Source organism: Shewanella sp. T24-MNA-CIBAN-0130, assembly GCF_040310185.1.
Lineage (GTDB): Bacteria > Pseudomonadota > Gammaproteobacteria > Enterobacterales > Shewanellaceae > Shewanella > Shewanella psychromarinicola.
This window is the reverse complement of the sequence record NZ_JBEOPP010000036.1, coordinates 1-21,904: the sequence shown is the minus strand read 5'-3', so window position 1 is coordinate 21,904 and position 21,904 is coordinate 1. Positions and strand designations below refer to the sequence as shown.

Here is a 21,904-nt window from a genome sequence, read left to right as displayed (position 1 = left end):
GTATATTAACTTGTTAAATTTTAGATTAAATTTATCTCGTTTGTGATGACTGTCCACTTTTTTTGTGAATTAGTCTTCATCATCACTACGATTGGGTTACAGCCAATGGCATTTATCTATTGTATTAGAACTATGTCTTAGCTAATGTTATTTAATCAGCATCATTAATAGTTGTCGAGGTATGCGTGAAAAAACTGAGTCAAATCGGGGTTGTTATCTGTGTCGTTTTATTAAGTGGGTTAAGTTTGTCTGTAAAAGCGTTTGTGATCCCGCCCTCCATTCAGTCTCAGGCGGCGACTAAACTGGTTCATATTCAGATTAAAGCTAAACAGGGCAATGCTGATGCACAATTTTTATTGGGCTTAATGAACCTTTCAGGACGATTTGCTACTCAAGATACTCAACAAGGTTTGAATTGGATTAATCTTGCTGCTCTGCAGCAACACATAAAAGCACAACAAACATTAGCGGATTTAGCCTTTGAAGGTAAATTATTTCCGCGTGATTTAGCGCTTGCTGAAAAATGGTATCTGCAAATGGTTGAGCAAGGTGATAAATGGGCTCATTTTCGTTTAGGGTTTATTTATTCTGCTGGTGGCGATGGCGTGGTGCGTAATTGCGGTAAAGCAATGGAGCAGTTTAGTGTTGCGGGTGATGCTGTATCAATGGGCAATATTGCTTGGATATTAGCAACGTGCCCTGAAGCTGAATATCGAGATGGCTCGCGTGCGGTGTCGATGTCGTTAAAATTACTTGAGCATGATCAGAATGATCCGACTGTATTGGATAACCTTGCGGCTGCATATGCAGAACTCGGTGATTTTACTGCAGCGATTGATACGCAGAAAAAAGCCATTGATGCCTTGAAGGATTACCCGGAGATTGCGCGCAGCGATGAGTTTATTTTGCGCTTGAAACAGTACCAAAATAATCAAGCTTATCGAGAAATTATCCCGCTTATGTAATGCTCAGAGTGAGCAATGTGAGTCATTTACTATTATCAACCAATCAGTGTATTCACTTGTTTATCTGAAGGGATAATAGTTGATGTGGGTGCTTGAGCCGCGACGTTGTTTGGTTTCGTTAATGTGCTTAATGCACTAACAGAACAAAAAGGGGGATTAGCACTTTAAGCACATCAACTGCCGCTATTTCGCTTGAAATCACGATGTAACTATTCTAGCCACCATGACTTAAATCAAGCTTAATCGGGCTTGATATCATTTAGATTTTGTAACTCTATGCGTTTATCCATTAAGTCTTTAACCAATGGTGTCAAAATAAGCTCCATGGCCAATGACATTTTTCCACCGGGGACGACTAAAGTATTAATGCGGGACATAAATGAGCCTTGGATCATATTAAGATAATAAGGAAAATCAACATTATTTATGCCACGGAAACGGATCACCAGAAAGCTTTCGTCGAGACTCGGAATGTCTTTGGCGCTAAAAGGGTTAGAGGTATCAACCGTTGGCACTCGTTGAAAATTAATGTGGGTTCGCGAAAATTGCGGGGTCATATGTTTGATGTAATCATCCATGCTGCGGACAATCGAGCCCATCACTTTTTCACGGCTATGGCCCCTATCATTTGTGTCGCGGATAATCTTCTGGATCCACTCTAAATTGACAATGGGCACCATACCAATCAATAGATCAATATGTTTAGCCACATCGGCATCTTCAGTCACCACACCACCATGCAGTCCTTCGTAATACAGCATATCGGTATTTTCTGGTAACTCACGCCATTGGGTGAATGTGCCAGGCATTTGGTTGAACGGAACCGCTTCGTCAAATGTATGCAAGTAACTGCGTGTTTGGCCATTACCGGTGTTACCGTAACTGGTAAAGCATTCTTCGAGTTTTTTAAAGTTGTTTGCTTCGGGGCCAAAATAACTTAGATTACGATTTTCAGCCTGGGATTTTCGAATTAACACTTCCATTTCTGCACGGGTAAAATTATGAAAACTGTCACCCTCAACAAATGCAGCATTGATGCCTAGCTGTCTAAAAATATGAATAAAAGCGGTAGTTGTTGTGGTTGTGCCAGCACCAGATGAACCGGTTACAGCAATAATAGGGTGTTTTGCTGACATGTTATTTGCCTACGTAAAGTTGTGGACGAATGAAAATCAAGTCACTAGTTATACGGTAATTATCACCTTTGGGTCAATTATTCACCGGTGGCATATGATCAATTTGTCGTAGTTCTATCATTTAGTTATCACGATTCATGGGTAGATGACCGTGAAATATGTTCGCGTTGTCTGATGGCGATAGACTCGTCGTCTTCACTAAACTCGACAACTAATTCGCCTTTTTTCAGCGCTAGTTTACATTGTTCCATCGCACTTATTAATTGCTGCTCGCTAGCATCACTAAAGCTGCCATCTTCAAGTTGCGAAAACAGATATTCTTTTATCATACGTTGAAGTATTTCTTGAGGTAGTGTCAGTAGGGCTTCATAAGGCACAAGCATGGCGTATTTCCTATAAATGACTTAGCGAGGAAGAGGGGACATCGTGCTCGGTTATTGTGTCACCTGCAGATAGAATAAACTCGATGATACGATGCTCGAGATAAAAACGTGGTTTCCAAGGCCATCCCCCTTCAACAAATCCCACATGCCCACCAAACTCATGCAACTCGTATTCAACCATCGGCGACAATTGGTCTTGGTTTGGGATCACTTCATCGGTCATAAAGGGGTCATCTTTAGCGTGGATCACTAATGTGGGCTTAGTGATATGTTGTAAATAAGCAAGGCCGCTGGATTGCTGATAGTAATCATTGACGTCAGTGAAACCGTGTAATGGTGCGGTGACTTTATCGTCAAACAAATAAAAGGTATTCAGCATTTTGAGCTGCTTTTTAGTGATCGGCATTTGCTCGGTCAAATCTGCAGAGTTAATTTTGTCGAGCATTTTATCTTGTAAGCGTTTAATCAAAAAACGCTGATAAAGGGTTGAAAAGCCACTTTCTAGGCGTTTTGCACAGGCACTTAACGTGAGAGGGGCCGACACAACCACGGCACGTTCCAGTAAGCTATGTTGTTGTTTGCTACCTTGGTATTTGGCTAATACATTACCGCCCAGGCTGTAGCCGACAGCATACAGTGGCGAGTCTGGATAATAGTGTTTTAGTTGCTCAAGAGTGTAGGCTAAGTCGTTAACATCGCCACTATGATAGCTGCGGGCTAAGCGATTAGGCTCACCTGAACAGCCCCGATGATGGTGAACCAATGCAGACAGTTTGGCTTTTTTTGCTTCGATGAGCATTCTGCGTGCATAATGTGATTCTGTATTACCTTCAAGACCATGAATAATCACTAATATAGGCTCGCCATTTTGGGCTTGGCCAAGCCAATCTAAATCGATAAAATCGCCATCGGGTAATTCTTGTCGTTGCCTAAAGGTTGCAGGTCTGGCTACTTTAAAAAGCAATGGTAGAATCGTTTGAACATGCGGGCTAGCAGCCCACCAAGGCGGTGTGAATAACGTTTTCATAAAGGGAATATTTCTATAATAGTTTGTTAAAATTTAAACATGTGTTTAAATGTTACTCATGCCACTCTACCACATAAAAAATAGAGACAACAATAAACTCAAGGGGAAGTAAATGAAGCGGCGTACCTTTCTCACTGGAGCGTTTGCTGGAACTGCAGCATTGGCCCTAGGCGTTAATTTATATTTGCCAAATATCACTACTTCTTCGGATGATATCCATCACCGAGTATTGTTCAGTGTGTTGATCCCAGCTTTCTTAGATGGCGCATTACCCGAGGTACCCAGCCATCGAGAAATCGCGATGAATCGGACTTTGGATGCAATTTCACAATCAATTACCCATTTAGCGCCAGACCAACAACAAGAGTTGATGGAGTTATTGGAATTGCTTGAAGGACGTTTGGGCTTGTTGTTACTCAGTGGCAGTATGACACCGCTTTTAATGCGTGACCCCCAGCAATTGGTCGAAATGCTTGAGTTTTGGCGTTACAATTATTTGGATATGTTAAAAACCGCTTACGGCGGTTTACGTGAATTGATTATGGCCAGTTATTACGCCTGTCCAGAACATTGGGGCAACTTACGTTATGAAAAACCTACTTTTTTAGTTAATAACCTACAATAACTCTCTCGTGTAAGGAGCATCCCCTTGGCTATTATTGATCCGATTATCACTGGATTAAACGACGGTTGGCATCATATCGATGCCAGTCGCTTAGAGGTCGATCGCCATTTTGAAGCCGATGTTGTTATTGTTGGTACTGGTGCTGGTGGCGGTACGGCGGCAGAAATCTTAACGGAAGCGGGTTTAAAAGTGATCATGATTGAAGGCGGAGCGCTTAAGTCATCGACTCACTTTGATATGGAAGAACGTCACGCCTACCCCAATTTGTACCAACAAGCGGCCGCGATGAAAACTGCCGATAAAGGCATTGGTATATTTCAAGGTCGTACGGTGGGCGGGTCGACCACAGTGAATTGGACCACATCAATAAGAACACCTGAGCAAACATTAGCTTATTGGGAACAAGAGAAGTCGGTTAAAGGACTATCTTCGCAAGACTTACTCCCTTGGTTTGAAATGATGGAACAGCGACTTAATATTGAGCAATGGCAGTATGAGCCCAATCGTAACAATGGTGCATTACTTGAAGGTTGTGAAAAACTGGGCTGGGATTACACGGTTATCAAACGTAATGTCAAAGGTTGCTGGAATACGGGCTACTGTGGCATGGGTTGCCCTGTCAACGCGAAACAATCTATGTTGGTCACTACTATCCCCGCGGCGCTGGATAAAGGCGCTACGCTAATTTCACGCGCTAGGGTGATTAAGCTTGAGCATAAAGGCGATCAAGTTGTTGGGTTAACGGCACAAGCGTTAACAGAAGGCCTAAAGCCAACGTCAGTGCAAATCACCTTTAGTGCGAAACATTATATTTTAAGTGCGGGGGCTATTCATACTCCGACTATTTTAATGCGCTCTAATACGCCCGATCCCCATAAACAGTTAGGCAAAACTTTCTTACATCCTTCATTGTTATCGGGAGGGATTTTTGCGGAACAAATTAATGGTCACAGTGGTGCACCGCAATCTATCTATTCCGATGAATTTGTTTGGCGTGATGGCGCCGTGGGTGACGTTGGTTATAAATTGGAAGTTGCGCCTGTACACCCAGTATTGATCGCGTCAAAAACCATTGGTTATGGCGTTAGCCATGCACAGTTAATGGCTAATTTTAATCAAATGCAGGTCACCATTGCGCTTATTCGTGATGGTTTCAATCAGCAATGTCCTGGTGGACAGGTGAGGTTAACGGATACCAGTTTTGCATTAGATTATCCTTTAAACCAAGGATTTTGGGATGGTGCTCGTCGGGCATTTTTGTCGATGGCTGAGTTACAATTTGCTGCAGGTGCCAAAAAGGTGTTACCGATGCATGATGGTTTGTCATTTCTCAATTCGTGGAGTGAAGCAAAGCAGGTTATCAATAATGTCGATTTAGGCTTATTAAAAACCATAGTCGCATCGGCCCATGTGATGGGCGGTTGTGCAATGGGTGAAGATAAAGCCCTTGCAATGGTCGATGGTTTTGGTTATTCACACTATCTTGAAAATTTATCGGTGATGGACGGTTCGGTATTTCCAACCAGTTTAGGCGCTAACCCTCAGTTGTCTATTTATGGGCTTGTGGCTCGAAATGCGACGGCGTTGGCCCAAAAACTGACTCAAACTAGCTAGCTCAATTTATGTTGTATACCGCTATTGGGCGGTATATTACTTTGATATTGTCGTAGTTTGTCGATATTAGAGTCGATATTAGAGTCGAGATAACTCACTTTTATTCCAACGGTTATTAATATTTGGACTTCAGTTCGAGTAACGCCTTAACAATTTCATATTTTAAGGTTTTTTAGATCGTCAATTCAATTTTATCAATTGCTATAAGCCGGTTACCTACAGGATGTCGCGAATGTCGCGATCACATGGATGTGAAAGAGCAGCCTATAGTGCAAGCACTTCGGTGACACTTGGCAAGTCCTTCCCAGTAAACTTGGCCATGTCATCGACGGCCGCGTTACTCCGATATTTATGCTGCTTCGATTTTGCTTGATATTGTTTCGAATAACATAATTAAGTGCTTTTATTGTGGATCACCCGAAAAGATAGTGCTCGCTTTATACAGCCCAAAGGTGACCCTATTATGGCTAGCCAAGATCGTTGGCGAATACTCAACCACTGGTCTAGTCTTTAGTTACCTTTATTTTGCAGGTAATGAATGATGGCTAGACCAAGACAAACAATCGTGAGCTTAGAAGAGACACCTAATTATCATTGCTGCTCATGTGTTGTTCGTAAAGCGTTCTCGTGTGGCCTTGATGATGTGACTGATGAACACGTTGAGCATCGACGAGAGTGGGTTGATTCGCGGATCGTTAAACTAGCGACTATCTTTGCTATTGATATCTATGCTTGTGCACGCTTGTTAATACGCAAGAGTGTAACGCCTTTACTATTCGCCACAGTCATTTATAACTTACTCGGCTGTGGAAGTCCCAACGCTATTGCTAACGCAACAGATAATCCCGTGGTGCTATTAGACAGCTATTACAGCGACCTTTACGCATGGAATGATCAAGGTGGCCTGGAACAGACGCAACTCGGCCGAGGAATCAACCTTGGCAATTACTTAGAGGCTCCTGTCGAGGGCGAGTGGTCTGGTGGTCGCGTGCTGATTGAAGATGATTTACAAAGGATTGCCGCTGCCGGTTTTAAAACCGTGCGCATCCCGGTTCGCTGGTCCGCTCACGCCGATTTAACCTTCCCCTATGCCATTAATGATACATTTATGGCCCGCGTTAAAGAAGTGGTTGGCTGGGCCAACAATGCGCATCTAAAAGTTATCTTAAATGTGCATCACTATACAAAGATGATGCATGATCCAGAAAGTCAGCAAGCGGGACACATTCTTCGTTTACAGGGTATTTGGCAACAAATGAGTGAGCAATTTCCTCTCTCTGAATATGGCCATGATAATCTTATCTTTGAATTATTGAACGAGCCTAATAGCAGCATAGATCACAGTGATTGGAATAATATCATTGCACGATTATTGACGGTAATTTGGGGTGATATGGCAGCACAGCAAAATGATGGTACCACGCAGCGGACCGTAATGATTGGTTCGGCCAATTGGAGTCAGCCCGATGACTTAGCGAAATTGAGACTACCATCCTCGGTAAATGCGCGTAATACCATAATTACCATTCACTATTACAAGCCCTTTCATTTTACTCATCAAGGGGCTAAATGGGTTAATGGAGCAGACGATTGGATTGGCACTCGCTGGTTAGGCACACAAAGCGATCAGGCCCCCTTAATCGCTATGTTTGATCGAGTCACCCGTTGGAATGCGCACGCTAATCGCGGTTTTGAAATATTTATAGGTGAATTCGGCGTTTATTCGCGTAGCGTTGATCCCGATCAGCAAAAAGCCTGGACCGCTTTTATTGCGCGCGAGGCTGAAAAACGTAATATGAGCTGGGCATATTGGGAATACGCATCAGGATTTGGCGCATACGATGCTAATAAGGGCCAATGGCGACCAAAGCTAATCGAAGCTCTGATCCCAGTGCAATAATGTGTAAATGTATGTATTGAGTATTACCTGATGGTATTACTCAATACCATTAATCATGACCATTAATCATGCCACCAAGATTGTTGCTGCAAAAACCAAAGACCATGGTAATGATTATTGAAACCATCCATGTTACGAATTTGAAAATGGATGGTTTAGCTTTCCATCTACATATACGCCATTAGGCGATGGCCCAGGACCAGGACAAGGGGCATCGTTTGAATATCACGTTAGCGTTATAAATATAAAGAAGACGAAGAAGCGGTTAGAACTTCTCAAAAAAATCGAGCTGATTATCTAGTAGGTCAGAATGTAAGCGTTAATATCAAATCTACCGCGTCGAAAGAAAAGTTAAATACTTATTGAAGGTGAATTAAAATCAATGACCGACTCGAAAAATAAATAATGTCTAAATCTTAATTTTATGCAATGAAAGCTAACATTCTAAGTGGTCGTAAGTGGTCGCGAAGTCAATAAAGATAGGCCGCGCGAAGCCGCGTCCTTATCCAATGTGTTGAACATACCAGATATTGAGTGTGACTAAGACTCTTCTTACTGTCACAACAGCCAGCCTATTTAGCATTGTTTAGACAATCTTTATTGTCTAAACAATGCTGTTATGGGTGAATCTTATTGTTAACCCATTGGTTTGCGTACAACTGGCTCAAATGAGATGACGATGTATTACGAGTTAATAAGACCTGTTTGCGTGGTTAACCCAGCCATAATGCTTTCATCTAAGCCAAATAAACTTAGATAGTGTTGTATATTTCCTGGTTCAGTATTGTCTGTAGTATCAGTGCTTAGTGGTTGTCCCTGCAGTAAATTCAATTTGTGCAATAACATGTATTGAGATTTACGTTCCATCACCAACTCAACATCGAGCATTTTTTGATATTCGTCGTTGTCTAAATGCGCCTTAGCGATCCGACGTAAGCGTCGATAAGGTTGTAAGACATTGGTTTCCCATTGATCAACCACAAGGGTTAATATTTCCCATTGTTGCTGCGTCAAAACATAATGCTGTTGATCAAGGTATTGCGCTAATAATAGAATATTAACGTTTACGTGGTAACTGTCTTGTAGGTGTATGTAAAACTGAGGGTTAATTGAATAGCTTTGCTCGCAATGACGCCAAATTGTATGACTAAATGTTTGGCGATGAAAAGGTTGCGACATACAGAATCCCTTGCTGCATTTGTGCGGTTAATTAACAGCACAAATGCCAATAAAATAATGAAAACCAATCGCTTATTGAAAATCTTGTTCGATAAGCTCAATCTGTTCTTGAATCTCTAACCAATCCATTTCACTTTCATCCATGGTTTGAGTCAGCGTCGTACGCTCGTTGAGAACCTTGGTCATTTTAGCTTTGTTCTCAGCTTCGTATAAGTCGCCATCGGCTAATTCAATTTCTAGTTCGGCTAATCTTTTGTTGATTTTTTGCTGTTGGGTTTCTAATTTTATTTGTTGCTTTTTCAATGGCGATACTCGTTGACGTAATTCAGCGTCCATCCTTTTTTGCTGCTTTTTATCCACCGAATCACTGCTAATGGCAGCATCCGTTTTGTTGCTGGCTTGGGCCAATTTAGCCGCATCGAGTAACCATTGATGGTAATCATCCAAGTCACCGTCAAAAGGTGTTACAACACCTTGATCCACTAAGTAATAGTCACTACAACTTAATCGTAATAGGTGACGGTCATGTGACACAATTACCATTGCACCTTCAAAGGTTTGTAATGCCATGGTTAGCGCATGGCGCATCTCTAAATCTAAATGGTTGGTGGGTTCATCGAGTAATAATAGATTAGGGCGTTGCCAAACGACTAATGCTAATACCAGACGCGCTTTTTCGCCGCCAGAAAACGGCCGTACTGGCGATAAAGCCATATCACCATTAAAGCCAAATCCGCCTAAAAAGCTCCGTAATTCTTGTTCGCGCGCATTGGATGGCGCCAGCCTGATCAAGTGTTGCATTGGGGTATCATCAAGGCTTAAAAATTCAACTTGATGCTGAGCAAAATAACCAATATTCAATCCTGGATTAGGTTGATATTTACCGGTTTTAGCTTTTAATTGGCCAGATAACAGTTTAATTAGCGTCGATTTACCTGCACCGTTTCTCCCCAATAAACCGATACGAGCGCCTGGAACAAGGTTTAACTCAACCTGTTTAAGGATGGTTTTATCTTCATAACCAATAGAGACATTTTCCATCACCACTAATGGATTTGGCAATGCTTCTGGTGTTCTAAAGGCCATTTGAAATGGATTGTCTACTTGGGATGGCAATAACTCTGCCATACGTTCGAGTGCTTTTAAGCGACTTTGTGCTTGTTTAGCTTTACTGGCTTTATAGCGAAAACGATCAACAAATGACTGCATATGTGAGCGTTCTTTTTGTTGACGCTCGAAGGCCACTTGTTGTTGTGCCATGCGTTCTGCGCGCACGCGTTCAAAAGATGAGTAATTGCCTTTGTAATAATTTAATTTTTGATTTTCGATATGAACAATTTCACCGATAATGCCATCGATGAAGTCACGATCGTGACTGATCAAAATTAACGTTCCTTGATACGTTTTTATCCAACCTTCTAACCAATACATGGTATCTAAGTCTAAGTGGTTGGTTGGCTCATCGAGTAACAATAAGTCAGAACGGCATAACAGTGCTTGGGCTAAGTTGAGGCGCATACGCCAACCACCAGAGAAACTTTTGACCGGGTGACTCTGATCTGTATCTTTAAAGCCTAAACCGGCTAATAGTGAGCCCGCTCGAGCTTTAATAGCATAACCGCCAATAGCATCAATTTTGCCATGGATAAGCGCTATTGCATTGCCGTTATTATCATGTTCAGCTTGTTCTAATTGGGCTTCTAGTTGACGGTATTCGGTGTCGCCGTCCAGTACATACTCTAGTGCCGACACATTTAATGCGGGTGTTTCCTGAGCAACAGAGGCAACCTGCCAGCCTGCGGGGAAACTGAACTCACCTTTATCCAGCTGTAAATGACCCAAAATTAAGGCAAGCAATGTTGATTTACCTGTACCATTGGCGCCGACAAGGCCAACCTTGTGTCCGGGGTTAATCGTCAGTGAGGTTTCATCGAGTAAGATTTTACTGCCGCGAATTAACTGTGCTTGGCTTATCTTGATCATTAATTACAACTTGATTCTTAAGAATAGAATAATGGTGCAGATAATATCGCATATAGGATTTATTTCCCACAATCACGGGACTCATGTGGGCTAATCATGGCAAAATAGGCGTATAAAGCGGGTATAAACCTCATTGTGTAAACACTAAGTCGAGTAAATCATGACTAAAATTAAAAAGCGTTTTGTTGCAGGGGCTAAATGTCCTAAATGCAGCGCGAAAGACAGTATTCTATTGTTTAAAGAAAATGGCATTGAAACCATTGAGTGCACAGAGTGTGATTACCGTGAGCAACAAACTGATGTAAAAGCACCTCAAAAGGCTAGCGGCAGTATGATCGGGGTGTTTAAACCAGACTAGAACAGTCTGCTTAGGGGGATAACCTCAACATTGGCATTGAGTTGAGGTTAATTACTCATATATTCATCAGGGGGTGTTTCAGCAGAGACCTTCATCTTATGTTGATTTAATACACGGATAACATTGATGTTGTTTTTAGTGAGATCATTGAAACGTTCAGAGATGTTTTGTAATTCTAGGCCGTAACTTGGATCGTCTTTAGGTGTGGTCTGCCAATAACGTTTACGATCCAGTTTTTGGATTTCGCTCGCACGTAATATTTCAAAATAGCTATTTTCTTGTTTAAGTCGATAAATTTCGCCATCGAGTAATTGGAGTAATTTTTCTTTAGAAATAGTTTGTTTATTAAGCAAGGCTTTTAATGGATCGTCTTTCAACTCGCGCTTGTCAGAGTCGATTTCGGTGGTAATACCTAATTGATATTCAATTTTATGCTGGCTATATTCTTGCGGGCAAACTGTTTGGCTGAAAATGACTTTTTCATCCTTCATGCACTTGTAGATAGTATTGGCCTGAGCAGTAAAAGCGCTCATGGCGAGTACGATGAATAACAGTTTTTTTGCCATGCGGCCACACATCCTTTTGTCATCACTATTACGATTTTGATATTAGTGGTTTACGGTAGACTGTTTCGGTTATGTATTCAGCCTAACAGCGGACCACAGTGTTTAGCTTCCGACTAACTAACTAACTTACTAACTAACTAACTTAATTAGCTCGTGGTTTGGTGAACTTATTGACTTAAGCAGATTAGCATGTTTTTTAGCTACGTAACTAAGACATAACCCTTGCTCGTTAGCGGAAAGTTGATACACAGCCATCATGCTTAAATAACAATATAGCAACAATAGCGTCGAAAAAATAATGATATTGATTCAATATCATTCAATATGATGTAATTTTATCGATAAAACCAGTTTTTTGACAACAGAAATTTCAATAAAAAATAATATTTGTTTTGTTATTTAATGGGCTTAAGCTGAAACTGGATAATTTCATAGGTGGTGGCTAATTCGAATGACGAGAAAATAGCACGTTGTCGATTAAGCGCGTTTTACCGAGATACGCGGCCGCAATAACAATTAGCTTAGTGTCTGCTGCCGTCGCTTGGTGTAAGGTGTTTGCATTTCTCACTTGGAGATAATCGGGCGTAAAACCAGCACTAATCAAGTCTCGTTCAGCTTTCGTGATAGCTTGTTGTGCTGCTTCACCGTGTTGAATAGCGTGAATAATATTATCTAATACTTGTTTTAATCTTGCTGCCAAGTATTTTTCATCGGCGGTTAAATAGCCGTTACGAGAACTCATGGCTAGACCCGATTTTTCTCGGATAGTCTCGACACCAATTACGTCAATTGGCATCGATAAATCTTCAACCATGGTTTTGATGATCATCAATTGTTGAAAATCTTTACGGCCGAACAAGGCAATGTCAGGTTGCACAATATTGAACAGTTTGGTGACTATGGTTGCCACACCACGAAAATGCCCTGGGCGGCTTGCACCACATAATTGATCGCCAATGTCGGGTACTTCAACAAATGTTTGTTGTGCTAACCCTTTGGGATACATGATCTCAGGTGTTGGAGTGAAGAGTATTTCTGTTCCGGCAACCATAAGCTGCTCGCTGTCTTGTGCGAGTGTGCGAGGATAATTGTCTAAATCTTCGTTGGCACTAAACTGCATAGGATTAACAAAAATAGATACCACCACATGGTCTGCACGCTTTTTGGCTTCATCTACTAAGGCGATGTGACCTCGATGCAAATTGCCCATTGTTGGCACAAAAGCAACCGTTTCGCCCTTGCGGCGCCAAGCATTAACGTGTTCACGAATGGTTGAAATAGCGGAGGTGGTAATCATTTTCTGTTCAAACCTTAATGGAAAAACAATGCCGTTATTTAATGCGCATTATGAATTAAATGTGTGCTCTTCAGCTGGAAAAGTGCCGTTTGCTACTTCATCAATATACGCTTTAATAGCGGTACGAATTTCACCTGTTTGTTTAAGGTAGTTTTTTGAAAAACGAGGAATATAGCCACTGGAAATGCCTAACACATCATGCATAACAAGAATTTGGCCATCAGTGTCTGCACCTGCGCCAATACCGATAACGGGAATGGTTAGCGCTTCAGTAATGGCTTTAGCCAGCGAAGCCGGAATACATTCAACCACTAATAATTGCGCGCCTGCAGCTTGTATTGCTTTGGCTTCATCTAGAATACGTTGAGCACTATCAACATCGCGACCTTGCACTTTAAATCCGCCAAACACGTGCACCGACTGCGGGGTTAATCCTAGGTGAGCACATACTGGAATGCCACGTTCGGTTAACATTTTTACGCTTTCAAGTAGCCAATGTCCGCCTTCTAATTTAACCATACTGGCACCCGCCTGCATTAGCGTTGTAGCATTAGTCATGGTTTGTTCTGGGGTGCTATAACTCATAAACGGCATGTCCGCGATGAGCAATGCACGCGAAACGCCTCGTTTGACACAAGCTGTATGGTAAGCAATATCGGCAATCGTTACCGGTAAGGTATCATTATGGCCTTGAAGCACCATACCAAGTGAATCACCTACTAAAAGTACATCCACACCTTCGCTGTCAAAGGCGCCGGCAAAACTGGCGTCATAGGCCGTTAATGCGGTGAACTTTTTACCTTCTTGTTTGAACTTGATTAGGGTCGAACTGGTGACTTTTGACATAATAGACTCTTAAAACAATATTGAAATACTAAAAGCCGAGCTTAATGTTCTGGCCGTTAAGATCAACTTAAATCGATAAGTTTTTGCAATTCATCACGCATTTTCACACTAATAAGACTTTCAAGGCTTGTATTGCAAGGCAATGTTAGCGATGGCGCGATGTCTGCCAATGGTACTAACACAAAACTGCGTTGCTTCATGCCGTAATGAGGCACACAGAGTCGAGGTTTGCTTATGTGTTGATTACCATACAGTAACAAATCTAAATCTAGGGTGCGAGGTCCCCAGCGCTTAAGCCGAACACGCCCTTGGTGTTGCTCGATATCTTGCAAGGCATCAAGTAATTCAATCGGCAATAGGGTGGTATGAAACCCAGCGACAGCATTGACATAATCTGGCTGAACAACATCACCCATAGGCTTGGAACGATAATAAGCTGAGACCACAAACGTGTCGTTTACCGCCAATGCTTTTAGCGCCGTTACTGCAACATTGAGTTGTTGTATTGGCTCGGCTAAATTAGCGCCTAAGGCGACATAAACTTGAACCGCCATGGTGGTTATTCTTCCGCAGGCTTGGCTGCTGGTTTACGACGACGCTTACGCTGTGGTGCATTTCTGTTGCGACTATTACTGCTTTTGACACTTTTAGCTATGTCGCTACGGTCAGTTTCATCTGCTTCTACAAACGTTGTCCACCACTGAGCTATCTTGGCGGTATTGCCCGCTTCAGCTTCACCACGCAGTAGTAGCAAATCGTAAGCGGCTCTAAATTTAGGATGTTCTAGCAGTTTAAATGCCCGCGTGCCTTGACTCCGTTCTAAGCGCAGTTGCAGCTGCCAAATGTCGCGGGCAGGGGTACTAAAGCGTCGTGGTAAGCTAATCGTTAGGCATTGTTGTTCAAGCACATCACCCATAGCGGCAACATGTGCATCGTAGTGGGTTAACCCGCTTTCAATGGCAATATCATCGGCTCGGTATTTTACCGGATACCACAATATGGCAGCAAAGAAAAATGCTGGGGTAACCGTTTTATCCTCATTAACACGGATATCGGTATTACGCATAACGGCTTGCAGCATTTTGGCGGCATGTCCTTTAGGCGACTCTTCAATGAGTGCGCTGACCTGTGCAAACAAGGGTGCGAATAAACCAAAGCGTTGCATCATGTTATAATTGGCTTCAGCTTTGCCGGCAAAAAACAGTTTTAACACTTCTTCATACATGCGTGCTGCAGGGATATCTTTTAATAATGGTGCGAGTGCTTTAATTGGGGCCGCGGTAACGGCGTCGATTTGCATATCAAGTTTAGTGGCAAAACGAACGGCGCGCAGCATGCGGACAGGGTCTTCGCGATAACGGGTGTCGGGGTCGCCAATAAGCTTAATCGTCCGAGCCTTGAGATCGTCTATTCCACCGCCATAGCTGCGAATAGAATAGTCGCTGATGTCGTAGTACAGCGCGTTAATAGTGAAGTCACGACGTTCAGCATCTTCATCAATTTCGCCGTAGACATTGTCACGCAGTAAACGCCCTTCGGCATTTGATTTCGATACGTTGTCGTTTGTTTCACTGTGGTGGCCGCGAAAAGTGGCCACTTCAATGACGTCACGCCCAAAAACGATATGTGCCAGTCTAAAGCGACGACCAACTAAACGGCAGTTACGGAATAGTTTTTTAATGTCGTCTGGCGTGGCGTTAGTCACAACGTCGTAATCTTTCGGTTGAAGGCCTAATAAAATATCACGCACACCCCCACCGACTAAATAAGCTTTATAGCCTGATCTATTAAGACGATAGAGCACTTTGAGTGCGTTCTCACTAATTTGGCGACGTGAAATCGAATGGCCATCTCTGGAGATGATATCCAGACGTAAGCCATCTTCTTGAATGGGGTCTTCAAGTACTGGAGCTACTTTGTTGTCTTCAAATAGCTGTTTACAGAATTGGCTAATACGGCGAAAAATAATACACCTCGAAATGCTATAATAATTTGATTAAAAATCTGGCGGGTATAATACATTAAATGTGACCAAATGAGTATACATGTCGCGGCGCTAAAATGGGCTTAATGCAATCATGTACGCCGAACGATGACGATACTTAGTTGTTTGTTGTCGTTAAGACAATTTCTTTTTGTGCTGGAATGGTACTTAGGTCAAATTGTTCTATTGCCTGTTTAAGCATGACTTGTACCGAATCTACATCAACCATTTGCTGGCCTAAAAAGGCAAGAGCAGCATTAATACTGGCTTGTGGGCGAATGATATCGATGGCGGGCGCGTGATTCTGCTTTGATAATTTAACACCTTTTTGTGCACAGACTAGCGGTAAATGAAGCCAATCAGGTGGGGTAACATTTAATTGAGTAAATAAACTTATTTGCCTGCAACTGGCTTCAAGTAAATCACAACCTCTGACGACTTCAGTGATACCTTGATAAGCATCGTCGAGTACAACGGCGAGCTGGTATGCAAATAAACCATCGCTGCGTTTAATCATAAAATCTTCTTCGGCGAAGGTGTTATCGACCACCACATAGCCTTGAAGCTGGTCAATAAAACGATCGATTTTAGCGTAATTTCTAATCCGGATCGCACCTTGTGTCAACTTAGGCTGCAGTCGGCCACAATGGCCATCGTATACACCACCATGGGCTTGGATCATCTTACGTGTGCATTGGCAATAATAAGCATCATCGCTGGCAATGAGTTGGTCTATTTTATCTTGATAAGCCTGATGACGTTGATGTTGAAATAGTGCAGTGCCATGCCAATGCAAACCGTAGGCATCAAGTGTGCGGAGGATATTATCGCTTGCACCTTGGACTTCTCGTGGGGGATCGATATCTTCTATGCGGACCAGCCATTGGCCTTGCAGACTGTGGGCGCGAAGATAACTGCCTAATGCAGCCGTGAGTGAACCGAAATGCAGTGGACCTGAAGGTGATGGTGCAAAACGTCCAACGTAGGAAGTGATACTCATGTTATTTTGTGGAGTATTTTTTATTCATTAATATCGCACTGTCATTACCGTCACTTACATCTGATGTGACTAAATTACAAAACAAAAAGGGCGAGATAATCTCGCCCTATTGGTAACGGGTTAACCCGCCATTTGTTTTTCTCTTATTTCTGCAAGTGTTTTACAGTCGATACATTGATCGGCTGTTGGGCGAGCTTCGAGACGGCGGATACCTATTTCGACACCACATGAGTAACAGAAGCCAAAATCGTCTTCTTTGATTAACCGTAAAGTTTTCTCAATCTTTTTGATCAGTTTACGTTCTCTGTCACGAGCTCGTAATTCTAAGCTGAATTCTTCTTCTTGTGCTGCACGGTCTACAGGATCAGGAAAGTTTGCAGCTTCATCTTGCATGTGAGTTAACGTACGGTCGACTTCTTCACGCAATTGGTTACGCCATGCATCGAGGATCAATGTAAAGTGACCACGTTGCTTGATATTCATATACTCTTCACCAGCGGATTCCTGGTAAGGATCTACTCCGGCGATAGCGAGTACGCCAAGTTTTTTCGTGCCTTCAGGCATAACGCATCTCCTGTAATCATTTGCGTTTTAAGGGCGTCTAAAATTTATCGCCGCTATCTATAGCAGAAACTCTATGGCTAGGCAAATTTTTTACTCAGTATTTGAGTTTTTTTATCTACACCATCACTTTACAAGGGGTGGTGATAAGGCTTCCCTGAGATGAACATTGTGTCTTATATGCTAGCACTTCAACGCCATTTGATACTGCTTGTTGAAGTAAGTCTGCGTACTGAGGGTCAATATGTCGTGCGGGTCTAACACTTGTTATGCCACTGTGTTGTACCACAAACAATAATATCGCACGATGTCCTAATGCCACCATGTGGCTCAGCTCCCGCAGATGCTTTTGTCCTCGCGTGGTCACGGCATCAGGGAAATAACCCTCTTGGCCTTCTAGCAAAGTACAACTCTTCACTTCAATATAGCACTCAGGTCGGTTTTGGCTAGTGAGCAAAATATCAATACGGCTATTTTCATTACCATATTTTACTTCACGTTTTAATTTGTCATAACCTTGCAGTTCAGTGATAACTTGCTGATGGATTGCTTCTTCTGCTAACGCATTGGCACGATTGGTATTAATACCAATCAGCTGTTGCTGATCTGTCTGCATAATTTCCCAGGTGTGGGCATATTTACGTTTTGGATTGTCTGAGGTGGAAAACCACACCTTTTCACCTGGAAATAAACAATTTTTCATTGACCCCGTATTAGGGCAATGAATCGTGATCGCTTGGCCATTTGGTAGCATGATATCGGCGAGAAAACGTTTATAACGTTTAATTAATACACCTGATTCTAATTCGGGGGTAAATTTCATCGATTACTCATTTAATGAGTTGATTTACAACAATGCTAACAAACTTTAGCGTGGTTTATCGATTATGTTTTGTCTACACTACTGCCATTAACTCGTGGTTAAGCGCGAGTATTGGTGTTATTAGACTTACAACAAGGGATTATTATGGACATTATGACAGTTACTCTCACCACCCAAGCCCCTGCTGCTCATTGGGGTAAGGCTGATGTGACCTACCAAGGCGCTCAAGCGGCGATCCATTTATCTGGCAACGATGAACTGCGCCAAGTGCAAATGGCTGCAAGGAAAGTGCGTAATCAAGGTATTAATTATGTGCAATTAGACGGTGACTTGTGGAATTTACATTCACAGTGGGCATTTGCGCAAGGTTTTGCGACGGCTAAAGCGGGATACGAAGTGAACTGGTGTGGGAGTGATGCTGATAAAGCAACGTTGAAACAACGTGCTGAAGCAGCCCTGTTTGCCCGTAAGTTGATTAATGATACACCTGAAGATTTATCGCCAGTCGGTTTAGCGACACAAGCTGCTGCTTGGTTAAAACATATTGGTGGCGATCATGTCAGCTTCAGTATTGTTGAAGGCCAAGAATTATTAGCGAAAAAATGGGTCGGTATTCATGCTGTGGGTCGTGGTAGTGAACGTCCTCCTGCATTATTAGAACTCGATTTTAATCCATTGGGAGCTGATGCACCGGTATCTGTTGCCCTAGTAGGCAAAGGTATTACTTTTGACTCAGGGGGTTATAGCCTTAAGTCATCAGAAGGTATGTTAGCGATGAAATGTGACATGGGTGGCGCCGCCACCGTCACTGCGGCATTGGGATTAGCGATGAAGGCGGGTTTGAATAAACGCGTTAAGCTATTTCTATGCTGTGCGGAAAACTTAATCAGTGGTCGTGCCTTTAAATTAGGTGATATCTTAACTTATAAGAATGGCACCACGGTTGAAATCGTCAATACCGATGCAGAAGGGCGCTTAGTCTTGGCTGATGGTTTACAAGCAGCATCAGAAACGGGTGCCGGCTTAATTATCGATGCGGCAACCTTAACCGGTGCAGCAGTGATGGCCGTGGGTTCAAATTATAATGCGATTTTTTCACCACAAACGGCAACATTACAATTAGCACAGCAGCGCGCGGCAGCAGTATCAGAAAATGTATGGCCATTGCCGTTAGATGAATGGCATAAAGATATGTGTCCATCAGCTTATGCTGATACCGCCAATAGCCGACCAGTCAAAGGTGGTGGCGCGGGTGGGGCATCAAATGCGGCCGGTTTTTTATGGCGCTTTGTGTCACCACAAGCTAATTGGTTACACGTAGACTTAGCTGCCGCATTTGAATCATCTGCCTCTGCATTATGGGCAGCAGGCGCGACCACCCATGGTGTATTGACCATAGCTGAATTATTAAAAGACTAGTTATTTTGTTTTAAACGTAATAAAAACCGTCGTTCACGTATTGTGGCGACGGTTTTTTATTTTTCGTGCAGTAACGGCCAACTTTTGAGGACTGAATAGTTAATTTGCTGCGAGCAATTTATGGATTGGTACAAATGTAAATGTGTCGGCGTTAACTGTAAGTTTGTCATGCATCCCAATATGGGTAAATCCGTCATGCTAACATGACGAAATAAGCTAATGTGTGGCGTGTATTGGTGCTGGCTGATGAATAAGTTGTGGTGTTTGGCAATCGATGTAAGCGATTGTGCCATGGCTAATAGCGGTTCGCTTGCTTGTCCTTGTAAACAGATTAACTGTGCTGATTGCCATAAAGCTAGGGTATCGAACTGTTGATTAAAAATAGATTTGGGCATCAACCCAATCGCATCGATGACACTGGCGTAACGGGTAGGATCTACCGGGCCTAAAAATCCAAGAGTCATGTGTAAATTGGTGTTGTTTATGGTCTTCGCATCATTGTTCAACAATGTCTTAAGCCTATGCCGTAGCGTAGATATTTGTTCTATTTGTGATTTTTTTAAGCTAAAACCGACAAACAATCTTCGCGAAGAGGTGGTTTGCATTCGGTTATCCTTAATTAGTAATAAGTTGTAACTTTAACCCGAATAGATTACCAATACAGCATGATATAAACATATATCGTTATTTGTGAGTGACTAAACTACACTTAGGCTAATGTTAACGATAATATAGCGCATGTTTTTTTATTCCCGAGCAAATTGAATTGCTAACCTTGACTGAGTTGATGTATGGCCAATAGTACCCAGCAACTATTGAAAAGTGTTTTTACAAATGGACCTATTGAAGGCAATAATACTTCGGTGTTATCACTGCTTAATCAGGCACTACAATTAGTCTGTGAAAGGCTAGAATGCAGTGCAGCATTTGTGCTGACGAGTCAATACGATAAATTATTTGCGGTTGATACTGATATTATCGATACGTTAGAGCAACAATGTGTCAGTCATTTTGGTGCTTCACCTGTATCTGAGGCCCTGTTTAGCCAACATTTACAAGATAATCGATCACTGTGCAGCTCCTTATTTTATAATCATCAACCCATTGTCTATACCTGTTCCCCTGAACAATGTTTTACTGCCGACGAAAACCCAATATTAATTCCGTTTCTAGACACACTGACGGCCCTGGATATTGATTGTAAGCACCTTGCTCTAAGCCCCGTTTTACACGTTGGCAATGTCAAAGTTGTTTTAGGGACTCTGTGTGTATCAGATGCTAATCATGATGTTTGTCAGCATGAAAATCCTTGTGCCTTTGTACAAAAGTTACTCGATGATACCGCATATGAATTGGCCTCTTCACTTGAGTTACGTCGTTTAGCCGTAGTTCTTGATAATAAAGATAAACAGTATCAAGAACTGTTTCAATTATTGCCGATGGCCTGTGCGCTGATTGATTTACACAATAATGTGGTATTGCAAAATGATGTGAGTAAACATAATTTGCCCATTACCATAGGGCAGAGTTTATTTGATTTGTTACTTAAAGATGATCATCCTCTGCTCCTAGATACATTGCATATTGTCCGAGAAGGTATTTTACGCCAAGCCTGGTGTGAAGTGCCGCTGCGAAATGGCGTTCAAATCCACTGGTATAAGTTTAGCTTTTGCCATGCGCTTAATAAACAGCAACAGTTATTGTTAATGATTGAAGATGTTACCGAGCGCTATCGACTTGCCGATGAATTATCGTTCCATTCAAATCATGATGTACTGACCGGACTCCCTAATCGGCTACAGTTTGAAAATATGCTCGAAGAGTTATTAAACGACGAAGATCATCCACCGGCTTGTATTGCCTTTCTCGATCTCGATCAGTTTCAGGTGGTGAATGATCTTAGTGGCCATCAAGCGGGTGATTTGTTACTGCAACAAGTGGCTACGCGGTTAAAACAATTATTGCGTAAGGGAGATATCGTCGCACGTTTAGGCGGTGATGAGTTTGGCTTATTGATGCTCCACTCAGATATGTTATCAGCACAACAAGTTGCCAAGCGGATTTGTCAGCAATTGTTTGATCATGAATTTATTTGGAAAGGTGTTAAACACAATATCAGTGCCAGCATTGGTATGGCCAAAGTCGATTATGTTGATCCAGATATATACCCGTGATCATTGAAAATGCTTGATTTTGTCCCAAATGGGATCATCATAGCCCTATGAAACAAATTACACT

21 protein-coding genes are annotated in these 21,904 nt (G+C 42.3%); 7 read left to right on the top strand and 14 right to left on the bottom strand.

Annotated elements, in window-relative coordinates; all coding sequences use genetic code 11:
* The first annotated feature begins 185 nt into the window (after window positions 1–185).
* The gene (locus tag AAEZ02_RS14340) at window positions 186–965 is read left to right on the top strand and encodes a tetratricopeptide repeat protein (RefSeq protein WP_101034179.1); all 780 of its coding nucleotides are present in this window, start codon (window positions 186–188) and stop codon (window positions 963–965) included.
* 239 nt (window positions 966–1,204) lie between these two features.
* Here the strand turns inward: AAEZ02_RS14340 and AAEZ02_RS14335 are convergent, their stop codons facing one another.
* The 3 genes from AAEZ02_RS14335 to AAEZ02_RS14325 all read right to left on the bottom strand — a co-directional run bounded on the left by AAEZ02_RS14335 (window position 1,205) and on the right by AAEZ02_RS14325 (window position 3,511).
* The gene (locus AAEZ02_RS14335; protein WP_101034180.1) at window positions 1,205–2,101 is read right to left on the bottom strand and encodes a phosphoribulokinase; all 897 of its coding nucleotides are present in this window, start codon (window positions 2,099–2,101) and stop codon (window positions 1,205–1,207) included.
* 128 nt (window positions 2,102–2,229) lie between these two features.
* Window positions 2,230–2,484 carry a YheU family protein gene (locus tag AAEZ02_RS14330; RefSeq protein ID WP_101034181.1) on the bottom strand — a complete coding sequence of 85 codons (255 nt, stop codon included), beginning with the start codon at window positions 2,482–2,484 and terminating at the stop codon, window positions 2,230–2,232.
* A 10-nt stretch (window positions 2,485–2,494) separates the two neighbouring features.
* On the bottom strand, window positions 2,495–3,511 hold the full coding sequence (locus AAEZ02_RS14325) for a hydrolase (RefSeq protein WP_124012445.1): 1,017 nt from the start codon (window positions 3,509–3,511) through the stop codon (window positions 2,495–2,497).
* 112 nt (window positions 3,512–3,623) lie between these two features.
* Between AAEZ02_RS14325 and AAEZ02_RS14320 the strand changes: the two genes are divergently transcribed.
* The 3 genes from AAEZ02_RS14320 (at window position 3,624) to AAEZ02_RS14310 (ending at window position 7,650) form a co-directional block, all read left to right on the top strand.
* Entirely contained in the window at window positions 3,624–4,136 is a 513-nt protein-coding gene (locus tag AAEZ02_RS14320) for a TAT leader-containing periplasmic protein (RefSeq protein WP_124012444.1), read from the top strand.
* Window positions 4,137–4,160: 24 nt separating this feature from the next.
* Window positions 4,161–5,750: a GMC family oxidoreductase gene (locus tag AAEZ02_RS14315; RefSeq protein ID WP_101034184.1), complete on the top strand. Its 1,590-nt coding sequence runs from the start codon at window positions 4,161–4,163 to the stop codon at window positions 5,748–5,750.
* Between the two features lie 541 nt (window positions 5,751–6,291).
* On the top strand, window positions 6,292–7,650 hold the full coding sequence (locus tag AAEZ02_RS14310) for a glycoside hydrolase family 5 protein (RefSeq protein ID WP_351123713.1): 1,359 nt from the start codon (window positions 6,292–6,294) through the stop codon (window positions 7,648–7,650).
* 684 nt (window positions 7,651–8,334) lie between these two features.
* On the opposite strand, the gene AAEZ02_RS14305 is transcribed toward AAEZ02_RS14310, so the two are convergent.
* The gene (locus AAEZ02_RS14305) at window positions 8,335–8,829 is read right to left on the bottom strand and encodes a TIGR02444 family protein (protein ID WP_124012442.1); all 495 of its coding nucleotides are present in this window, start codon (window positions 8,827–8,829) and stop codon (window positions 8,335–8,337) included.
* Between the two features lie 72 nt (window positions 8,830–8,901).
* Window positions 8,902–10,812 (bottom strand): ABC transporter ATP-binding protein, encoded by a 1,911-nt coding sequence (locus AAEZ02_RS14300; RefSeq protein WP_124012441.1) that lies wholly within the window; start codon window positions 10,810–10,812, stop codon window positions 8,902–8,904.
* Window positions 10,813–10,972: 160 nt separating this feature from the next.
* Here AAEZ02_RS14300 and AAEZ02_RS14295 point away from each other — a divergent pair, with 160 nt between their 5' ends.
* A complete protein-coding gene (locus AAEZ02_RS14295) occupies window positions 10,973–11,170 on the top strand; it encodes a YheV family putative zinc ribbon protein (protein WP_164839440.1) in 198 nt (65 codons plus the stop codon).
* 47 nt (window positions 11,171–11,217) lie between these two features.
* Here AAEZ02_RS14295 and AAEZ02_RS14290 read toward each other — a convergent pair whose 3' ends face one another.
* The 8 genes from AAEZ02_RS14290 to sfsA form a co-directional block, all read right to left on the bottom strand.
* A complete protein-coding gene (locus AAEZ02_RS14290) occupies window positions 11,218–11,736 on the bottom strand; it encodes a DUF4124 domain-containing protein (RefSeq protein WP_124012440.1) in 519 nt (172 codons plus the stop codon).
* A 442-nt stretch (window positions 11,737–12,178) separates the two neighbouring features.
* The gene (gene panC, locus AAEZ02_RS14285) at window positions 12,179–13,033 is read right to left on the bottom strand and encodes a pantoate--beta-alanine ligase (RefSeq protein ID WP_351088559.1); all 855 of its coding nucleotides are present in this window, start codon (window positions 13,031–13,033) and stop codon (window positions 12,179–12,181) included.
* A 48-nt stretch (window positions 13,034–13,081) separates the two neighbouring features.
* A complete protein-coding gene (gene panB, locus AAEZ02_RS14280; RefSeq protein WP_101034191.1) occupies window positions 13,082–13,879 on the bottom strand; it encodes a 3-methyl-2-oxobutanoate hydroxymethyltransferase in 798 nt (265 codons plus the stop codon).
* A 62-nt stretch (window positions 13,880–13,941) separates the two neighbouring features.
* Window positions 13,942–14,433, bottom strand: a complete 492-nt coding sequence (gene folK / locus AAEZ02_RS14275; RefSeq protein WP_124012438.1) for a 2-amino-4-hydroxy-6-hydroxymethyldihydropteridine diphosphokinase — start codon at window positions 14,431–14,433, stop codon at window positions 13,942–13,944.
* Window positions 14,434–14,438: 5 nt separating this feature from the next.
* Window positions 14,439–15,740, bottom strand: a complete 1,302-nt coding sequence (gene pcnB, locus AAEZ02_RS14270) for a polynucleotide adenylyltransferase PcnB (protein ID WP_164839545.1) — start codon at window positions 15,738–15,740, stop codon at window positions 14,439–14,441.
* Between the two features lie 241 nt (window positions 15,741–15,981).
* Window positions 15,982–16,863 carry a tRNA glutamyl-Q(34) synthetase GluQRS gene (gene gluQRS, locus AAEZ02_RS14265; RefSeq protein WP_351076322.1) on the bottom strand — a complete coding sequence of 294 codons (882 nt, stop codon included), beginning with the start codon at window positions 16,861–16,863 and terminating at the stop codon, window positions 15,982–15,984.
* 120 nt (window positions 16,864–16,983) lie between these two features.
* Window positions 16,984–17,427: an RNA polymerase-binding protein DksA gene (gene dksA, locus AAEZ02_RS14260; protein WP_101034195.1), complete on the bottom strand. Its 444-nt coding sequence runs from the start codon at window positions 17,425–17,427 to the stop codon at window positions 16,984–16,986.
* A gap of 115 nt (window positions 17,428–17,542) precedes the next feature.
* Entirely contained in the window at window positions 17,543–18,247 is a 705-nt protein-coding gene (gene sfsA, locus AAEZ02_RS14255; RefSeq protein ID WP_335686814.1) for a DNA/RNA nuclease SfsA, read from the bottom strand.
* A gap of 144 nt (window positions 18,248–18,391) precedes the next feature.
* On the opposite strand from sfsA, the gene pepB reads away from it, so the two are divergent.
* The gene (pepB, locus tag AAEZ02_RS14250; RefSeq protein ID WP_351076326.1) at window positions 18,392–19,666 is read left to right on the top strand and encodes an aminopeptidase PepB; all 1,275 of its coding nucleotides are present in this window, start codon (window positions 18,392–18,394) and stop codon (window positions 19,664–19,666) included.
* Between the two features lie 56 nt (window positions 19,667–19,722).
* Here the strand turns inward: pepB and thpR are convergent, their stop codons facing one another.
* Window positions 19,723–20,271 carry an RNA 2',3'-cyclic phosphodiesterase gene (gene thpR, locus AAEZ02_RS14245; RefSeq protein ID WP_351123710.1) on the bottom strand — a complete coding sequence of 183 codons (549 nt, stop codon included), beginning with the start codon at window positions 20,269–20,271 and terminating at the stop codon, window positions 19,723–19,725.
* 186 nt (window positions 20,272–20,457) lie between these two features.
* Between thpR and AAEZ02_RS14240 the strand changes: the two genes are divergently transcribed.
* Window positions 20,458–21,840: a sensor domain-containing diguanylate cyclase gene (locus tag AAEZ02_RS14240; protein ID WP_351123707.1), complete on the top strand. Its 1,383-nt coding sequence runs from the start codon at window positions 20,458–20,460 to the stop codon at window positions 21,838–21,840.
* Window positions 21,841–21,904: the final 64 nt, after the last annotated feature.

What these genes read in the sequence shown, in the direction of transcription:
- AAEZ02_RS14335 (WP_101034180.1), bottom strand. Translation starts at nt 2,101, where the DNA reads ATGTCAGCAAAACACCCTATTATTGCTGTAACCGGTTCATCTGGTGCT.
- AAEZ02_RS14330 (WP_101034181.1), bottom strand. Translation starts at nt 2,484, where the DNA reads ATGCTTGTGCCTTATGAAGCCCTACTGACACTACCTCAAGAAATACTT.
- AAEZ02_RS14325 (WP_124012445.1), bottom strand. Translation starts at nt 3,511, where the DNA reads ATGAAAACGTTATTCACACCGCCTTGGTGGGCTGCTAGCCCGCATGTT.
- AAEZ02_RS14320 (WP_124012444.1), top strand. Translation starts at nt 3,624, where the DNA reads ATGAAGCGGCGTACCTTTCTCACTGGAGCGTTTGCTGGAACTGCAGCA.
- AAEZ02_RS14310 (WP_351123713.1), top strand. Translation starts at nt 6,292, where the DNA reads ATGGCTAGACCAAGACAAACAATCGTGAGCTTAGAAGAGACACCTAAT.
- AAEZ02_RS14305 (WP_124012442.1), bottom strand. Translation starts at nt 8,829, where the DNA reads ATGTCGCAACCTTTTCATCGCCAAACATTTAGTCATACAATTTGGCGT.
- AAEZ02_RS14300 (WP_124012441.1), bottom strand. Translation starts at nt 10,812, where the DNA reads ATGATCAAGATAAGCCAAGCACAGTTAATTCGCGGCAGTAAAATCTTA.
- AAEZ02_RS14295 (WP_164839440.1), top strand. Translation starts at nt 10,973, where the DNA reads ATGACTAAAATTAAAAAGCGTTTTGTTGCAGGGGCTAAATGTCCTAAA.
- AAEZ02_RS14290 (WP_124012440.1), bottom strand. Translation starts at nt 11,736, where the DNA reads ATGGCAAAAAAACTGTTATTCATCGTACTCGCCATGAGCGCTTTTACT.
- panC (WP_351088559.1), bottom strand. Translation starts at nt 13,033, where the DNA reads ATGATTACCACCTCCGCTATTTCAACCATTCGTGAACACGTTAATGCT.
- panB (WP_101034191.1), bottom strand. Translation starts at nt 13,879, where the DNA reads ATGTCAAAAGTCACCAGTTCGACCCTAATCAAGTTCAAACAAGAAGGT.
- folK (WP_124012438.1), bottom strand. Translation starts at nt 14,433, where the DNA reads ATGGCGGTTCAAGTTTATGTCGCCTTAGGCGCTAATTTAGCCGAGCCA.
- gluQRS (WP_351076322.1), bottom strand. Translation starts at nt 16,863, where the DNA reads ATGAGTATCACTTCCTACGTTGGACGTTTTGCACCATCACCTTCAGGT.
- dksA (WP_101034195.1), bottom strand. Translation starts at nt 17,427, where the DNA reads ATGCCTGAAGGCACGAAAAAACTTGGCGTACTCGCTATCGCCGGAGTA.
- sfsA (WP_335686814.1), bottom strand. Translation starts at nt 18,247, where the DNA reads ATGAAATTTACCCCCGAATTAGAATCAGGTGTATTAATTAAACGTTAT.
- pepB (WP_351076326.1), top strand. Translation starts at nt 18,392, where the DNA reads ATGGACATTATGACAGTTACTCTCACCACCCAAGCCCCTGCTGCTCAT.
- thpR (WP_351123710.1), bottom strand. Translation starts at nt 20,271, where the DNA reads ATGCAAACCACCTCTTCGCGAAGATTGTTTGTCGGTTTTAGCTTAAAA.
- AAEZ02_RS14240 (WP_351123707.1), top strand. Translation starts at nt 20,458, where the DNA reads ATGGCCAATAGTACCCAGCAACTATTGAAAAGTGTTTTTACAAATGGA.